Below are 17,514 nucleotides of genomic sequence, written 5' to 3'. Positions count from 1 at the left end.
AAAAGCAGGCGGCCCCGGATGCGCCAGGTAGGAGGTAGTCAGGAGCCGGTTATGGTTTAGCTTTTTTGGTGGCGGGTTAGTGACTTCAGGCTGGGGTTTTAACTATTACCAAAGACGCTAAGTCATGACTGAAATTGCTACGTCATGACCGAATTTTTACCCGTGTGGAGGCGCTGCCTCTGCGAATTTGTGCCATGGTTTAGCGTCTTCTGCCATGGTTTTTAACTACGACCAAAGACACTAACCTATGGTCGAAATTTTAGACACATAAAAGCAGACGGCCCTGAATGTTCAAACATTCGGGGCCGTCTGCTGCGGTTATCTATATATTGGGTCAGAACTGGTTTACATATCGGGCCAGTCACGGTGTAGCGAATATTCCGTGTCCCCGTCGCCATTGTCGTTCAGATGCCAGCGCTGACCGGTACGAATATCGGCCTTGCGTAGGCGCGGGTTCGGGTTATCCTTCTTGCCCATCGTTGGGTCGTTCTTGCAGCCCCAGCGAGTGTCGTCGTAGCTGCAGTCACCCGCCACGCGGCCCACATCAACCCACCAGACACGCACCAGCAACGGATCACTGGTCGCCTGCGGAGTCACCTCCATCATCTGCCACGGGCCACCATCCACGCGGAAACGAGCCGTGTAATGCACGGTCGCGTACGCGTGGAAGTTACCGGAACGCTGGTAAGCGTAGCTGGTATCCGTTTGACGCGGACGCTCACGAGGGTAGGTGGTGACCGGTTTGCCCGCGGTGTAGTTGGTGGCAGTATCGCCGTTGCCGTACTCGATGACATAGGAGGAGGGCATGAGCTCAATTTCGACGTGTCCGGCGAGCATGTCTGCTTCGAGGCGGTAGGGTCCTCCGTCATCGACGTAGAAGTTGATCTGGTCGCCCTTGTAGACGTTGGGGTCGCCTTCTGCTCGGCCAGTGCCTGCGGGATTGTTATAGGACTGGTGCAGGGTTGGCTTGCCCGGCTCTAGGGACTCTGCAGCATGGCGAATTTCCGTCATAACTTCTTCGTAGGTCGGGCCGGTGGGGCCGGGGCTGTCGGCACTGGTGAGGGTGCGGGTATTGTTCGGGATGCAACTAGCAGAGGAAGGGCTTCGGGGACTTCCGTGATCTACAGGAATGCCAGATTCAAGCGACATATTTGTGAACTTGAATGTTCCTATTCTTCCGTCTTTGGTTGTGCATGACATAATATTGGGATTTTCGTTGGCGTAGGTAACTTTTACGCCGTTTCCCTGATTTACCGTGGAATAAGTATATTGTTGCTGAATTTCCTGGTTGGCATTATCTGCACCTGTATTTTTCTCATCGTAACCATCTTGACTGCCTCGCGAAGTAGTTGTTTCAACTTCGATTTGGCAAACTTTAGCTGATGTGTCAGAACAAGGCGCAGTAATAACGTATGCATCAACGTTAGTGGTACCGCAAAATCCTAGAATGCAAGATAGAGAAAAAATCCCACTGCATTTTATTATTTTTTTCATTATTTTAGTCTTCTACCTGTTCGTAACCGATAATTTTCCATGAAGAATCAGAATACTTAAACTCAAATTTCCAGGTGTCATTATCCTTCTGGATATTTCGGTTTCGGTGCCATTCTCCGGTAGGCTCCACAAGAGTTATATAATTCCACTCGCGATATGCCTTCCAAAAATAGGTTTCCCCATCCTCAGACCACGGATTTCCATCAGCAACATAGTTGTCAATGCCATCAATAATCCACCCGCCGCGCTTATACAAGTCCTCAAAGCTCTTATATCCCTTAAGTTCACTTTCAAAATTACTGGAAATGTATTTTCGGGATTCCGTAAAATCGCCTACTTGAATTCCGTAATTAGTCCATTTCACCCAAGCATCCATCGTCTTACGGATACCTTCAATAGACTTCTCACGATAGCCCTCTTCAGGGGCGTTAGGCTTCGGCACGTTCTGAGCAGGGCCCTTGCCGTCCGCAGGGCGGTACTCACCATCCGGTGCCTTCGAGCCGCCCGAGTAGCCTCGAACAGTAGACGGGGTTGCGCTTGCCGAAGGCGACTCAGATGCCGCCGCAGATGCCGAGGCAGTTTCACTCGGCACGACGGATGCGGTGGCTGCCGCCTCGCTATTTGCCTGCTGGCCACACGCCGCAAGCAGGGCACCAAGGCCCACAAGTGCGCCGCTGCCCAACAGGGTACGGCGATTGAAAATGGTCGAATCCATAGAAGATACGCTCCTATCGTCGGTGACAGTGTGATATATGTGCATGTCGGGCCGTTATTCACAGGTCACATTGACCACCGGAAGAAAAACAACCCTATAGTGCATCCAGCAATCGCATCAATGCGCTATAGAACACTACAATATCCACCCTACCGCATGTTTGCCGTCGTTTGCATTCTTTTGGGTACAACAGCGACTAAACATCACCATACGAACACCTCAATGCTTTATGCATCAAATAATCTGCACTTGTGGAGGTGCCGCCTCAGCAGAATTTGTGTCATGGTTTAGCGTCTTTGACCATGGTTTTTAACTACGACCAAAGACACTAGCCTATGGCACAAATCCGTAACCCATGACCGAATCTCCGGCTGCGCCAGGTAGGCGAGAGCTGGTTATGGGTTATGCCTTGCCTTTTCGTCGATAGGTTAGTGTCTTCACTGCGGGTTAAAGACCCACGGCGAAGACACTAACCTATCGAAAACCTCGGTCTAAAAAGCAGGCGGCCCCGGACGCACACATGTATCCGGGGCCGCCTGCTGCGGTTATTTATGACCTACGAGGCAATCTTCGCGATCTGGAACATGGACGCCGGCATCGGTCGGTCCAACGACCAGCGAATATGCATCGGCTTGGAGCCCTCGTGAGAAATGTATTTCACGGTGCCCAGGCACATGTAGGGTTCGGGGCCGAGCCTATTCTCCCTGTGCTGGCGGGCGAAGAGCACGATGCGTCGGCCTCGCTCCTCGTGGTGTTGGAAGAGCTGACCAAGCTGACTTTCGGGGGTTGTCGCGCTCTGCGAATCCCACGCGAACTCGTCAGTGCTGATGGCGTAGTCCTTATACATGGTGGCCGGGGAGAAGTGCTTTTCAGACTTTTCCAACGTCACCAGTAGCGCGGTGGTATTCGTCGGGTCGAAGGGCACAACACCGTTGACCACGCCGCCGGGTACCTTGAAGTTCTCCTCCTGACCACCCAGACCAGCAAACAACTCCTCGCGAGAGTAGTAGGCGTGAGTGCGCAGGGGGACGCCTTCACCCTCAAAGAGCGGCAGGGTGGAGGTGGTATCCGTACCGGCGTTGAAGTTCCAGACGCTCTCCATCTCCTGCAGCATGCCGCGGTTCTTACGCAGAGTCGCCAGGCCCTCGTCGAGGCTGAACTTCTCAGAGGAACCGTCCCACTTGGCCTTCGGCCAGATGGAGAACAGGAGCATCCATGCGTGGCGGCGCTGTTCATCGGTCATGTCCTGCTCCAGGATGTCCGCGTTCAGTAGCTCCAGGTATGCGTTAATGCGGAACGTGTCGTGCACGTGTGTGAGTGCCTTGACGCGCTTATTCGTCTCGACGGCCACGTTGTCCTGGAAGGGAACCACCAGGTCGGGGTACAGTTCACTCGCGGCCAGGAGGCTGGTCCAGGTCGTTGCGACGGGCTTAGCGACACCGGGCAGGGTCACCTTGCTGCTACGGCCGTAAATCTGCGGCAGTCCCAATCCGTAGCGGTTGATGAAGTCAATGACGGTGGGGCGAATATCGGGTTCCGTGGAGTTTCGGCGTATATCTTCCAGGTAGCTCTTTGCGGTGTCGATGAGGGCGTTCTGGTTCATGCGTAGGGACTCGCGAATCTTCTTGATGACCTGCTTCTGAGTCAGCTCGTCCAGGTGGAAGTGGCAGCCGGCCGGCAGTTCAGGGCTCTCAATGTCCTGCTCGGTCAGGGTACCCTGTCGTGCAAAGGCGCGGTACTTGCTGTGAATCATGAAGTTCTTGTTCTGGTGTCCCACGAAGTCGAGGACCGTCAGAACAGACTTCAATGGTGCACGGCGCAGACCGCGGCCCAACTGCTGCAGGAAGAGGGTGAGCGACTGGGTGGGGCGTAGCATCAGGAGGGTGTCGACGCTCGGAATATCGACGCCCTCGTTGAACAGGTCCACGGTGAAGATCGTGGTCAGCTCGTGCGCTTCGTCTGCAAGGTTTTTCATGACCTCGGCGCGGCGCTCGGCGGAATCTGTACCGACCAAGAAGTCGGCGGGAATACCCACCTCGTTGAATTTCTGCGCCATGTATTCGGCGTGCTTCACGCTCACGCAGAACCCGAGCGCCTTCATGCGCAGGGGGTTGTCGACCTTCTCGCGTAGCTCCTCCACGATGATACGCAGGCGGCGTTCAGCCTCGCCCTTGGTGTACAGGTTCTCCAGGGCGTTTTCGTCGTACCGGCCACCCCGAACGTTGATGCGGCGCAGGTCGGTGCCGTCGGCAATACCGAAGTACTGGAAGGGTACGAGGAGGTGGTCTTCGAGTGCGTCCCATAGGCGGATTGAGGTCGCCACGTAGCCGTCAAAGTACTTGTCGGCGATGTTCACCCCGTCTTCTCGCTCGGGGGTTGCGGTCAGGCCAATAAATTCGCGGGGCTCAAAATAGTTGAAAACTTTGTCCCAGCTGGCGGCCTTAATGTGGTGGCATTCGTCCATGATGATGACGTCGAAATAGTCCGGCGCGTAACTTTCGAGGGCGGCACCTGACAACGTTTGAACGGTCGCAAAAACAGCCTCATTATATTCGGGCTTTTTGCCGCCGGTCAGGAGCTCACCGAAATTACCTTTAAGCATGACGTCGCCGAAAGTGCGGCGCGCTTGGTCGAGGATTTCTTTTCGGTGCGCAATAAAAAGCAGCTTCAGCTTTTTGCCGTACTGCTCGCAGAGGCGCCTGTAATCGAGAGCCGAGAACACGGTTTTGCCTGTGCCGGTCGCGGCCACGGCGAGGTTACGGTGGCGGCCCTTAGAACGAGCGTTCTGCATCTCTTCGAGCATGCGCACCTGATGCGGGAACGGATGCACATCCAGCAGGGACGAGTCGATATCGTACTCCAGGCCTTTGCTTTTACGGCCGGTAATATCGGCCTTGGCTAGGGCGGTGTCGAGCTCCTGCTTCTCCTTGTCAGAGGCGGTGTAAGAGGTGAAATCACCGCTCTTCCAGTAGCTTTCAAACAGGCCTTCAAACTGGCGGATCAGGCCGGGCGTAATTGGGTTAGAGATGCGAACATTCCACTCCAGGCCGTCAGTGAGCGCGGCACTGGACAGGTTCGAGCTGCCCACATAGCCGGTGGACATACCCGTATTGCGGTGGAACAGCCAAGCCTTCGCGTGTAGGCGGGTGCTGTCGCCCTGGTAGCTGATTTTCACCTCGGCACCGTACTCTTCAACGAGGCGGTCGATAGCCTTGCGGTCGGTTGCGCCCATGTAGGTGGTGGTAATAATGCGGAAAGGGATACCGCGATTTTTAATAGCTTTAAGCTGCTCACTCAAACTATTAACGCCGGACATTTTAAGAAATGAGCAGAGCAAATCTACACGGTCTGCACTTTCTAATTCTTTCTGAATTTCAGTATTGAGATTCAGGTCTTTAGAAGTATTCGTCATCAGAGCAACGTCGCTCAGAGGAATATCGGGGCGCGTAGTTTTTGCGTCAGTGAGGGCGAGCTCGCGCACCTGAATTACGTTGCTGTCGTCATCGGTCAGCAACGAATCGTTCTGCTCTTCGGCATCCTGCGGCAGGAGCTCCATCATGCGGTTGATGAGTTCCACCTGGTCGGCAGGGGTTTTGAGGCTTTCGAGGGCGGGGACCAGCTGGGTGGCGAAGAACTGGGTGAGCAGTTCGGGGATGTTGTAGTCGTCCTTTTGGAGGATTTCTTCCTGCCATTGCGCGCCTTCGGGGATGGTGCGGCCCATGAGCGATGCGCTCTTGAGGTGTTCGTAGAGTCCCAGGGGGAGGGTTTCGTCAGTCGTGGTCATAGCAGCAGCCTAGCAGCCCGGGCGGTTTGCTGCTGCTTGGGTGGTCACCGGCTCACGGGGTAGGGGTGGTGGAATCCTGTAATTACAAAAATTCTCTACCCGTCTTCTCCTCGAAAAGCCACATGTGTTTCGAGAAGCCACGTAACATGTTGCTTTTCGAAACACATGTGGCTTCTCGGCGATTAAACTCGGCGCACCAAACACCCCGCCCCGCATGCAGAACACACCAGCCCAAACGCTATTGATTCGCATCACACACCGGTGTTTTTAGGTATCCTTGGGGTAACACTCAGACAGAAGCCCGCCCTCCACCTCGAAAGGGGCCGCATGAAAACCTTCTGGACCAACCTCCCCCTCACCATCCGTGCGGCAGTCATCTTCTGCTATGCCTACGCCGCGGTGCGCATCCTCAACCTCTTCGCTGAGGCAGGCACCGCACCGCTGACCCCGCGCACGCTCCTTGACGGTGCCCTCACCGCCGCGCTCGTCGTCGGCGCCCTCGCCCTGTACCTGGGTAACGCCCTGGGTGCCGCTCTACGCGCCCGGCGAGAAGGCTACGAGCCCCGCCCGGTCGGCATCATCGTCGCCTACGCGCTTTTCGTGGCGGTGTGCACCTACCTTATCTGCCGCCTCATCGCCTACACCGTGGAGGCGGGGCTCACCTGGCTCTTCCCGCCCGCCCTCGGCCCGGTTCTGACCGCCGTGGGCATGGCTGGTCTTGGCGTGATTAACTATGTGCGCCTCCGCCGCACCCGCAAGGACTAACCGGGGAATGGCACCAAAAGAAATCCCTGTAATTACAAAAAATCTCCCGCACCGGGTGGAGCACACCTCCAAGGCATGCCCCGCCCAGTGCAGGAGATTTCTATATCAACGGAACGCCGCAGCCTTCACGCTACAGCGCCGCGTGCACCTTACAGGCTCTGTGCCTGAATTGCGGTGATTGCAACGGTGTTGATGATGTCCTCAACGGTGGTACCGCGCGACAGGTCGTTCACGGGCTTACGCAGACCCTGCAGAACCGGGCCCACAGCGGCAGCACCCGAAGACTGCTGAACAGCCTTGTAGGTGTTGTTACCGGTGTTCAGGTCGGGGAAGACGAACACGGTAGCCTGACCAGCGACCTCGCTGCCGGGCAGCTTGGTCGACGCAATGGACATGTTCGAAGCAGCGTCGTACTGGATCGGGCCCTCAACCGCGAAGTCGGGGTTCGATGCGCGCACGAGCTCGGTTGCCTCACGCACAACGTCCACGTCTGCGCCAGCGCCGGAGGTGCCGGTCGAGTAGGACAGCATAGCAACCTTGGGGGTCACGCCGAACTGGCGTGCAGTCTCCGCGGATGCCTTCGCGATGTCGGCCAGCTGCTCTGCGTTGGGGTTCGGGTTCACTGCGCAGTCGCCGTAGACCAGAACGCGGTCTTCCATCAGCATCAGGAAGACGGAGGAGACGATCTTGGTGCCGGGGCGGGTCTTGATGAACTCGAGCGAGGGGCGGATGGTGTTCGCGGTGGTGTTCACAGCACCGGAAACCATGCCGTCGGCGATGCCCTTGTAGACGAGCATGGTGCCGAAGTACGAGGGGTCGGTCATGCGCTCGCGAGCAGCCTCAATGGTGACGCCCTTGTGTGCACGCAGCTCAGCGTAGGTTGCTGCGAAGTCTTCGGTGTACTCGTTGTTTTCGATGTCGATGATGCGAACGGTGCTGGGCAGTTCGATACCTTCGGCCTGGCAGATCTCTGCGATCTTGGCGGGGTTGCCGAGCAGGATCAGGTCGCAGAAGTCGCGGCGTGCAATGATTTCGGATGCACGCAGGATTCGCACGTCGTAACCCTCGGGCAGGACCACGGAGCGGCGGTTTGCGCGTGCGGTCTCGATGAGGTTGTGCAGGAAGCGCAGCGGGGTCATGGATGCGGGGCGCTCAATTTCGAGGCGTGCGAGCAGTTCGTCCTTGTTGACGTGCTCGTCCCAGCCGCCCATTGCTGCTGCGAGCTTGCGCTGGTGGCCGCTTTCGAGGGTGCCGCGGACGCGGGAGACTGCGCGTGCAGACTTGAAGGTGTCCTTGGTGGTGGACAGCACGGGGAACGGTGCGTTGTCGATGAGGGAGCCGACTGCGGTGTTCTTGCCGGGCAGTGCGTCCAGGCCGCCGGTGAGCAGCACGCCGGAGGGTGCGGGGAAGGTCGGTGCCAGTGCGGATGCGAGGGTTGCTGCAACGATGTCTGCACGGTCGCCGGGGACGATGACGAAGTCGCCGTCAACGAACTGGTTGAGGAAGTTGGAGACGTTCATTGCTGCGACCTTGATGCCGTGGATGTCGCGGCCGAGGTCTTCCGCCTTGATGCCTTCGGTGTCGAGCTTGAGGGCTTCGGCAACTTCACCGACGGTGGGTGCGTTCAGTTCGGGGATTTCGGGCAGCACGTAGACGGGCAGGTTTGCGTCGCCGCGCTTGACGGAGTTTTCGATCTCGTCGCGCAGTTCGGGTTCTGCGCGGCCGACGATGATTGCGAGCAGGTCTGCCTTGGAGGCGAGCAGCTCGGTGCGTGCCACGTCAACGGCGGTGACTGCTTCCTCGACGGTTGCTTCCTGTGCGCCGACGATAGCGACGACGGGCAGGCCCAGGTCGCGTGCAATCTGGACGTTCAGGTCGAATTCGACTGCGAGCGCGTTGGCGGGCAGGTAGACGCCGTCGACGATTACGACGTCGCTGTTTGCGGCGACCTTTTCGTAGGCGGAGACTGCGCGTGCGGAGATTTCTTCGGTGTCGCCGTCTGCGATGAGTGCGAGTGCGTCGGTCATGGAGACTGCGCCGCCGACCTGCTCTTCGGTCAGGCCGAAGTGTTCACGGATGAGGCGTGCCATGGGGTCGTCGGAGATGGTTGCGCCGTCGAAGACGGGGCGGAAGAAGCCGACGCGGTCTGCGCGCTTGATGAGGGAGTCTGCTAGACCCAGGGCTACGAGGGACTTGCCCGAGTTCTGGGACATAGCGGAGAGGTAAAGACCGGTGGTCATTGTTTTACTGTCCTTCTATGCGATGTTCGGCGCTGGGTCCCGCGGTTGCGCAGGGGTGTATGTGCTCCTGTGCGCGGGTGCGTCGAGCTTATAGGTCTCTTCTATCTTAAGGCGTTGTGGGGGTGGCGCCTAACAGGGTGTGCGGTGCGCTGCGTCATGTGGGCGGGCTGTTTCCCTGTTGTGGTGTGCCGTTTAGGGGTTGAGGATGCGCGTGTATCGGACGCTGCGTCCGGGTTCCCAGGAGCCGCGTGCTTGGAAGTACACGCCTTCGTTGCGGTAGCCGAGCCGCTCGTAGAAGGAGAGCGCTCGTTCGTTTTCAGCCATGACCCACAGGTAGGAGTTTTCGTCCGGGTAGATGACGGATTCGTAGAGTGCCTGACCGAGGCCGGTGCCGTGCGTGTGGTTGAGGGTGTACAGGTGTACGAGTTTGCGGGTGCCTGTGGGCAGTTCGGGGAGGTTGTCGGCACGTTCGAGTTCCCAGGAGGAGGGCTCACACAGGGAGAGCGCCAGGCCGACCGGCTTATCCCAGTCGATGCGTGCGCCGATGGAGCAGGAGAGCCCGCCGTCGGGGGTCCAGCCGGGCACCTCATAGGCGAAGAAGCCGCGCACGGTGGGGGAAGAGAGGTGGCGGTGGAAGTCTTCGAGGTATTCGTTGCGTTCGGCGCGGTGGCGGGCGGTGAAGCTTTCCCCGAGCGTGTCGAAGTAGATCGGGTCGTAGGTTTGCTCCATGCAGTCCAGCTGCAGGTTGACGTATTTTTCGGCGTCGGTCGGTTCAATTGGTGCGAGCGCGTAGCGGCCCTGACATACAAATCCCATGGGTTCTAGTCTACTCAGCTGGCCCCTGTGGAGGCGGGCTCCCGCGGGTGCGTACGCTAGGGGCGTGCGGGCTGTCGGCTAGGCTAGTGGGTATGGCGAAAAAGAGCAGGGCACCCAAGAAGTCCCAAAAGGCGCAGAAAGCCCAGAAGCAGCAGAAGAACCGCATCGACGATACTGAGAACACCCCCGTGCAGGGTGCCGCCGCTGGCGTGTACCCGATTTCTACGGGTGAGGCGGAGCTGGTCCCTGACGGCTACCACGCTGACGGCTGGCTGCTGCTCATTAATGGTGTGCAGTCTTCCCACGTGATTGTGGGTGAGCCCCGCCAGCTGGATTTTGAGTACATGCGCTGGATTGCGGCGGTCGTCTCCTCGCACGTGGAGGAGCACCTGGACGCCGCGAAGCTGCGCATCACCCACCTGGGTGGCGGCGCGTGCTCGATGGCGCGCTATTTCGCTGACCTGTACCCGACCAGCCGCAACACCGTCGTTGAGCTGGATGCCAAGCTCGCCGAGTATGTGCGCGCCTGGTTCGACATCCCCAAGGCGCCGCGCGTGAAGATTCGCGTGGGTGAGGCGGGTGCCGTCACCGCGACCTTCGCGCCCGCATCCCGTGACGTGCTGATCCGTGACGTATTCGCCGGGGACACCACGCCCGAGGCGCTTACCACCGTCGAGTTCACCCGCACCGTCGCCGAGTCGCTGGCACCCGGCGGCCTGTACATCCTGAACTGTGGCGATGGGCCGGCGCTGACCGGTACCCGCGCTGAGGCGTCCGCCCTGCTTGAGGTGTTCGAGTACGTGTGCATTGTGGCGGATTCCGCCATGCTGAAGGGTCGCCGCCGCGGCAACGTCATTATTGCCGGCTCACACGCGCCCCTGCCCGAGGCTGGCTCCGTGCAGGCTGCCGCGATCGCCCGTGAGCTCATGGGTGGAGGCGTACCCGCCCAGTACTGGGACACCGCGCGGGTGCGCCAGTTCGTGAGGTAGCGGCTCCGGGTTTTTGGTGATGACCTAAGTTTTTCGGTAATGACTTAAATTTTTCGACCATAGGTTAGCGACTTTGGTAGGGGTTTTTAACTACCGCCAAAGACCGTAACCTATCACCGAATTCGGCGCCCCCTCCACAGCAGACGCTACTATAGTGGCATGCGATACACCTACCTTGGCCCCTCCGGCACCTTCACCGAATCCGCCCTGCTGAGCGTCCCCGGCGCATCCGACGCCGAACGGATCCCCGCCACCAGCGTGCCCGACGCGCTCGCACGCCTGAACGCGGGCGAGGCGGACGCCGCCATGGTGCCCATCGAAAACTCCGTGGAGGGCGGCGTGAGCGCCACTCTGGATGCTATCGCAGCCAGCGAGGGTGTACGCATCATCCGCGAGGTGCTCGTACCGATCCGCTTCGTGCTGGTCGCCGCGAAGCCCATCAGCATCGAAGACGTCAAGACCATCTCCACCCACTCGCACGCCTGGGCGCAGGTGCGCGGCTGGACGCAGGAGAACGTACCCACCGCCGCCTACCTGCCCGGATCCTCCACCGCCGCGGCGGCTGTCGGCCTGCTCGAAGAGGGCTGCACCTACGATGCGGCAATCTGCTCCCCGGCGCTGCTGAACTACCACCCAGAACTGCACGTGTTGCAGGACAACATCGGCGACAACAAGAACGCCGTGACCCGCTTCGTGCTGCTCTCCCGCACCGCCGACATCCCCGAACCGACCGGCTCCGACAAGACCACCCTGACCGTGCCGCTACCCACCAACCGCGCCGGCGCCCTGCTCGAACTGCTCGAACAGTTCTCCGTGCGCGGCGTGAACCTCTCCCGCATCGAATCGCGCCCCACCGGCGAAGGCATGGGCTCCTACTCGTTCAGCATCGACGCCGACGGCCACATCTACGAGGCACGCATGCGCGACGCTCTGCGCGGCCTGCACCGTGTCTCCCCGACGCTGAAATTCCTCGGCTCCTACCCGCGCGCCGACCACGAAAACACCGAAGTCGACAACATCCACTCCGACGGCTCCTTCGACGCCGCACACGAATGGGTCGAGTCGCTCTTCCCGAACGGCCGCCCCGTACAGCTGCAGCGCCGCTAGATACCCCCCCCGCACCTACCCGCGCCCCACCAGCGCAAACCCCGCCCACAACCCACCGCAAGATTAGGTAGGATAAAACAGTGATTGATATTAACCTCCTCCGCGAAAACCCCGACGTCTTCCGCGCCTCCCAGCGAGCACGCGGCAAGGACGAAACCCACGTCGACCGCATCCTCGAAGCCGACACCGCACGCCGCGCACTCATCGGCGAATACGAGACCCTGCGCGCCGAACAGAACGCCTTCGGCAAGACCGTCGCAAAGGCACCCAAGGAAGAAAAGCCCGCCCTCGTCGCACAGGCCAAGGAACTGGCAGCCCGCGTCAACGAAGCAAAGGCAGCCTCCGAAGCGAAAACCGCCGAATACGAGGAACTGATCAGCAGCATCGAAAACCTCATCATCGACGGCGTACCCGTCGGCGGCGAAGACGACTACGTAGTCGTCAAGGAAGTTGGCACCCCCCGCGACTTCACCACCGAAGGCTTCGAACCGCGCGACCACCTCGAAATCGGCGAACTCGTCGACGGCATCGACATGGCACGCGGCGCAAAGGTCTCCGGCGCACGCTTCTACTTCCTCAAGGGCCAGGTAGCACGCTTGGAGCAGGCACTCATGTGGATGGCGCTCGACCTCGCAACCGAGCACGGCTTCACCATGATGACCACCCCCACCCTGGTACGCCCCGAAATCATGAACGGCACCGGCTTCAACGTCAAGCACGACGACGAAATCTACCGCCTCGAACGCGACGACCTGTACCTGGTCGGCACCTCCGAGGTGGCGCTCGCCGGCTACCACACCGACGAAATTCTCGACTTCGAGAAGGGCGCGAAGAAGTACCTGGGCTGGTCCTCCTGCTACCGCCGCGAGGCAGGCTCCGCAGGTAAGGACACCCGCGGCATCATTCGCGTGCACCAGTTCAACAAGGCTGAAATGTTCGTGTACTGCCCCGTCGAGCAGGCAGAAGAGATGCACGAGAAGCTGCTGTCCCTCGAAGAGGAAATGCTGCAGCGCTGCGGCCTCGCATACCGTGTGATTGACACCGCCGCAGGCGACCTGGGCACCTCCGCAGCCCGCAAGTTCGACTGCGAGGCGTGGGTCCCCACCCAGGGCACCTACCGCGAGCTGACCTCCACCTCGAACTGCACCACCTACCAGGCGCGCCGCCTGAACATCCGCGAGCGCACCCCGGATACCGTGGATGAGGCAGGCAACGTGCGTAAGGGCCGCACCCGCTCCGTAGCGACCCTGAACGGCACCCTGGCGACGACCCGCTGGGTGGTTGCCATCCTGGAGACTCACCAGCAGGCAGATGGCTCCGTCCGTATTCCTGAGGCACTGCGCCCCTACATGGGTGGCGCCGAGGTTATCCCGGCTATCGCTGAATAAGGGATACCCCGCCCGCTGAGTAATCTCACAACCAGCTGAAAAACCCGCTCACCGCGTAAACGGTGGGCGGGTTTTCGCGTATCCCGGTAGTCTAAGAACTATGCCTCTTTACCGTAAACTCCTTGGTGTTTCTGCGGCGGCGGCTCTGACCGCCTCCGTCACTCGTGCCCGCCGTGAAGCGCGCCGACGCGCTATCGAACTGGGCGCGCCCTTCGGCGTCCTGCCGACCCTGCCCACCGGTGAAGCGCAGCGCGTGGGCGTGGTGTACAACCCGAGTAAGCCCGGAGTTGCGGCGGCTATTGAGATTCTGGAACGTACCCTCGCGGCGAACGGCCACCCGCAGGCGCTGGTGCGCACCACCCGCGTGGACGAGCCCGGTTCTAAGGCGGCCCGCGAGCTGATCGCTGAGGGTGTTGACCTGCTGATTGCTGCCGGTGGTGACGGTACGGTGCGTGCTGTGGCGGCGGCGCTGGCGCATCATGAGGGGCGCAAGCCGCGCCTGGGTATTCTGCCGATGGGTACCGGTAACCTGCTGGCGCGTAACCTGTACATTCCGGTGAGTGACGTGGCGGCGTGCGTGAATATTGCGCTCAACGGTGCAGGTCAGGCCGTTGATGCGATTGAGATGACGACGACGAGCGCCCCCGGCGAAGAAACCGAACACACGTTCTTTGTGATGAGTGGTGCCGGGTTTGATGCGCTCGTCATGAATGATACGAACGAGGAGATTAAGGCGAAGTTCGGCTGGGTTGCGTACGTGCAGTCCGGCATGAAGCACATGCTGGGTAGGTCGCACCCGGTGCGTATTAGCGTGGACGGTGGGGAGCCTCGTACTCTGCCGATGCGGTCGGTGCTGATCGCGAATTGTGGCCGCCTGCAGGGTGGTATTCGCCTGGCGGATATGACGGATGTGAATGACGGTAATCTTGAGGTGATTGTGGCGTCGCCGCGTGACCTGGTGGAGTGGGGTCTGCTGATGGCGAAGGTTACGCGCCGCACGATTTTGGGTTCGCCGCGCATTGAGCTGCCCGTGATTCGCCACCTGGTGGGGTCTGAGGTGGTGTTGGAGTTCCCGGATGGTGCTCAGCCGGTTGAGGTGGATGGTGACCCGGCACCGTCGGCGTACCGCATTAGTGCGCGCGTGCTACCTGCCGCCGTGGAGGTGGCGGTCCACCCCGAGGTGCTCTAGTGGGTGTAGCGAAGGTGCTGGGGGAGAGGCTGGCACCACCCCGAATCACCTATATGTGACCTGGATTATGAAAAAAATCGCGGATTTTTTCACTATTTCCTGAAAATCAGGGGGATAGTGAAAAAATCGGCGATTTTTTACACTATTTTTCTCGCTGCCCACCCCGGTGTAGTCCTCGTTTCTAAACGTTGCACCCCAACAAAAATCCCATGTATCGGTTCTGTGGCTGTGGGGGAATTTATTTTCAGAATATTCTTGGGTAGCCCAAAATACCCCCTTATCTTGTCAGGGGTATCCCATATGATTGTGGGTATGAGAGATGTCCACACTGGTTATCTCAATAGCTTGTAGGAGAGGAGGAAAGGCCATGGCTAAGAAAATCAGCACCGACGCTGACACTACGCTCCGCGCCTATAAATTCCGCCTCGATCCCACCCAGGCACAGGCGTCCGCCCTAGCACAATGCGCAGGCGCAGCACGCTACGCCTACAACCTCCTCACTGCCCACAATCTCGATGTCTCCCGCGCCCGAGCAGACTACTGGCACACCCGCATTGACGCAGGCGCCGACGAGACCACCGTTAAGGCTGAGCTCAAGGCATTAGCCAAAAGCGATGCAGCGTATAAGTCTATTGGTTATGCGGCATACGGAACCCAGCACCTGACCCCTGAAATTAATCGCCACCGCGCTGCAAGTAAGGCGATTGAGTCTGGTGCCGACCCTGCAATCGTATGGCCCGAGACTGAGCGATCCTCCGAGCCGTGGATGCACACCATCCCCCGCCGAGTCCTCGTCTCTGGGCTGCAATCTGCCGATAAGGCATGGAAGAATTTCTTTGATTCCCGTACCGGTGTTCGTGCTGGCCGACTTGTCGGCACGCCCCGCTTCAAGCGCAAGGGTGTTAGCCGCGATTCTTTCACTATCCCTGCACCGGAGACTATCGGTGCCTACGGCACCGCATACCTACGCGGAGAGCCTGAATACGCACGCCGTAAAGCGCAGCTGAAGCGCTGCGGCATCAAGACCACCCCGACCATCGAGGACTACCGCCACGTGCGCCTCTCGCACCTGGGTGTTATCCGCACTCATGACACTACTCGTCACCTCGTCAAGGCGGTGCGTGCTGGCGCTCAGGTTCGCTCTTACACTGTCTCTCGTGCCGCCAACCGGTGGTATGTCTCTATCCTCGTCGAGCTCACCCGCCCGTCTGCGAGCCCTACCCGTGCTCAGCGTTCCGCTGGTGCTGTTGGTGTAGACCTGGGCGTGCGCTACCTCGCCGCGCTCTCTGACGAGCAGGCCCCGCAGCGCTTCGCGCAGTACCCCTCCTTGGAGTTCACTGGTGACGGTGCGCCTACCTTGGCTAACCCCCGCTGGGCACGTGCCGCTGAGAAGCGCCTGGTACGCCTGCAACGTGCCCTCTCGCGTGCCCAGAAGGGCTCTAACCGTCGTGCCCGTATTGTGCAGCAGATTGCACGGCACCACCACCTAGTAGCCTTGCGCCGTGAATCGGGGTTGCATCAGGTCTCTAAGCGCCTGAGCACCGGGTACACCCTCATCGGGCTTGAAGACTTGGCTGTAGCGGGTATGACCGCCTCAGCTGCCGGTACCATCGAGGCACCGGGCAAGAACGTGCGCCAGAAGGCTGGGCTTAATCGGTCCATTCTGGATGCCGCTTTTAGTACGCTGCGCCGTCAGCTGGAATACAAGGCCAGCTGGTACGGCTCACAGGTACAGATTATTGACCGCTTCTTTGCATCCTCTCAGATGTGTAGCGCCTGCGGAGCACGAGCGAAAACCAAGCTCGACCTTCGCGTGCGTGTCTTTGAGTGCGCGGCCTGTGGTGTGCGGATTGATCGTGACGTGAATGCGGCACGTAATATCCGTGCGGAGGCTGTGCGGATGTATGAGGCGCAACTCGCCCCCGGCACGGGGGAGAGTCTAAACGGACGCGGAGTCACTGACTCTGATGCTGCCGGTTCGGTGGTGCTGGGGGATGTGGCGTTGGATGCGTCAAGGCCGGCCGCTTCTGGCGGCGGGTCACCGTAGACGAGTAATCGTCTACTCATCCCTTTTATATATGTATACGTGTGGAAACTGAATATTTTTTGGTCTTTGCTTGGGTATCGTGCCTTGTCAGCTAGTGTTTTCCCCGTATGCGCGGGGATGAGCCCACATCACTATTCGACCCCCTACTAGACCTCATGTTTTCCCCGTATGCGCGGGGATGAGCCCCGAAAAGGAAAAGACATCATGAGCACCACTTAGTTTTCCCCGTATGCGCGGGGATGAGCCCTAGCAACGAGCTATCTTACGCTTGCGGTGGAGGTTTTCCCCGTATGCGCGGGGATGAGCCCGGTTGCGTTGAACTGCTTGGTGAGGAATCAAGGTTTTCCCCGTATGCGCGGGGATGAGCCCCATTGCCCGGTCACTTCCTGCTCAAAAGATTCGTTTTCCCCGTATGCGCGGGGATGAGCCACCAAATAGCCGTAGCAGCCCGGCTCATCTTCAAGTTTTCCCCGTATGCGCGGGGATGAGCCCCCGCTCTGTGTGCGTGCCGAAATCGGAGCAGGGTTTTCCCCGTATGCGCGGGGATGAGCCCCGCCGTGCACGCCTCACAGGTGGAAATCGCAAAGTTTTCCCCGTATGCGCGGGGATGAGCCCGCTCAGACCCCCCCCAACCAGCGGGGGACGGCGTTTTCCCCGTATGCGCGGGGATGAGCCCTGCTCCACCAGGCCAGGCTGTGCGAGAATCGAGTTTTCCCCGTATGCGCGGGGATGAGCCCTTGTCACCACTCTGACCAAACATGACAATTAGGTTTTCCCCGTATGCGCGGGGATGAGCCCACCGTGGTATCAATGGTGATAGTTTCGCCCGGGTTTTCCCCGTATGCGCGGGGATGAGCCCCGGCGCGCCGGTCACAGCCCACACGCCGCCCCGTTTTCCCCGTATGCGCGGGGATGAGCCCGCGAAGGTTGCGAAAGCCAAGAAGAAGGCCGCGTTTTCCCCGTATGCGCGGGGATGAGCC

The 17,514-nt window shown here is 59.7% G+C and carries 11 protein-coding genes and 1 CRISPR repeat array; of the genes, 6 read left to right on the top strand and 5 right to left on the bottom strand.

The annotated features are described in order from the left end of the window. Positions 1–345 precede the first annotated feature (345 nt). The 3 genes from HMPREF2836_RS08440 to HMPREF2836_RS08430 form a co-directional block, all read right to left on the bottom strand. A complete protein-coding gene (locus HMPREF2836_RS08440) occupies positions 346–1,149 on the bottom strand; it encodes a hypothetical protein (RefSeq protein ID WP_246822851.1) in 804 nt (267 codons plus the stop codon). Between the two features lie 349 nt (positions 1,150–1,498). Next, complete coding sequence (locus HMPREF2836_RS08435) at positions 1,499–2,209, bottom strand: DUF6318 family protein (RefSeq protein WP_070630081.1); 711 nt, start codon at positions 2,207–2,209, stop codon at positions 1,499–1,501. 556 nt (positions 2,210–2,765) lie between these two features. After that, positions 2,766–5,993 (bottom strand): DEAD/DEAH box helicase, encoded by a 3,228-nt coding sequence (locus tag HMPREF2836_RS08430; RefSeq protein ID WP_070630080.1) that lies wholly within the window; start codon positions 5,991–5,993, stop codon positions 2,766–2,768. Positions 5,994–6,320: 327 nt separating this feature from the next. Between HMPREF2836_RS08430 and HMPREF2836_RS08425 the strand changes: the two genes are divergently transcribed. Continuing rightward, a complete protein-coding gene (locus tag HMPREF2836_RS08425; protein WP_070630079.1) occupies positions 6,321–6,758 on the top strand; it encodes a hypothetical protein in 438 nt (145 codons plus the stop codon). Positions 6,759–6,907: 149 nt separating this feature from the next. Here the strand turns inward: HMPREF2836_RS08425 and pta are convergent, their stop codons facing one another. Further along, entirely contained in the window at positions 6,908–8,998 is a 2,091-nt protein-coding gene (pta, locus tag HMPREF2836_RS08420) for a phosphate acetyltransferase (protein ID WP_070630078.1), read from the bottom strand. 192 nt (positions 8,999–9,190) lie between these two features. Next, complete coding sequence (locus HMPREF2836_RS08415; protein WP_070630077.1) at positions 9,191–9,814, bottom strand: GNAT family N-acetyltransferase; 624 nt, start codon at positions 9,812–9,814, stop codon at positions 9,191–9,193. 92 nt (positions 9,815–9,906) lie between these two features. Here HMPREF2836_RS08415 and HMPREF2836_RS08410 point away from each other — a divergent pair, with 92 nt between their 5' ends. The 5 genes from HMPREF2836_RS08410 (at position 9,907) to HMPREF2836_RS08390 (ending at position 16,534) form a co-directional block, all read left to right on the top strand. Further along, positions 9,907–10,803: a spermidine synthase gene (locus tag HMPREF2836_RS08410; RefSeq protein ID WP_070630076.1), complete on the top strand. Its 897-nt coding sequence runs from the start codon at positions 9,907–9,909 to the stop codon at positions 10,801–10,803. 159 nt (positions 10,804–10,962) lie between these two features. Next, the gene (gene pheA, locus HMPREF2836_RS08405; RefSeq protein WP_070630075.1) at positions 10,963–11,910 is read left to right on the top strand and encodes a prephenate dehydratase; all 948 of its coding nucleotides are present in this window, start codon (positions 10,963–10,965) and stop codon (positions 11,908–11,910) included. A gap of 80 nt (positions 11,911–11,990) precedes the next feature. Beyond that, positions 11,991–13,298, top strand: coding sequence for a serine--tRNA ligase (gene serS / locus HMPREF2836_RS08400; RefSeq protein WP_049350145.1), 1,308 nt, complete (start codon positions 11,991–11,993; stop codon positions 13,296–13,298). A gap of 100 nt (positions 13,299–13,398) precedes the next feature. Next, entirely contained in the window at positions 13,399–14,487 is a 1,089-nt protein-coding gene (locus HMPREF2836_RS08395) for a diacylglycerol/lipid kinase family protein (protein ID WP_070630074.1), read from the top strand. 367 nt (positions 14,488–14,854) lie between these two features. Next, positions 14,855–16,534 (top strand): RNA-guided endonuclease InsQ/TnpB family protein, encoded by a 1,680-nt coding sequence (locus HMPREF2836_RS08390; RefSeq protein ID WP_070630073.1) that lies wholly within the window; start codon positions 14,855–14,857, stop codon positions 16,532–16,534. A gap of 96 nt (positions 16,535–16,630) precedes the next feature. Beyond that, positions 16,631–17,514: a CRISPR direct-repeat array (repeat unit 28 nt; unit sequence GTTTTCCCCGTATGCGCGGGGATGAGCC).

Source organism: Rothia sp. HMSC065C12 (genome assembly GCF_001812085.1).
Lineage (GTDB): Bacteria > Actinomycetota > Actinomycetes > Actinomycetales > Micrococcaceae > Rothia > Rothia mucilaginosa.
This window is presented reverse-complemented; position numbering and strand designations above follow the sequence as displayed.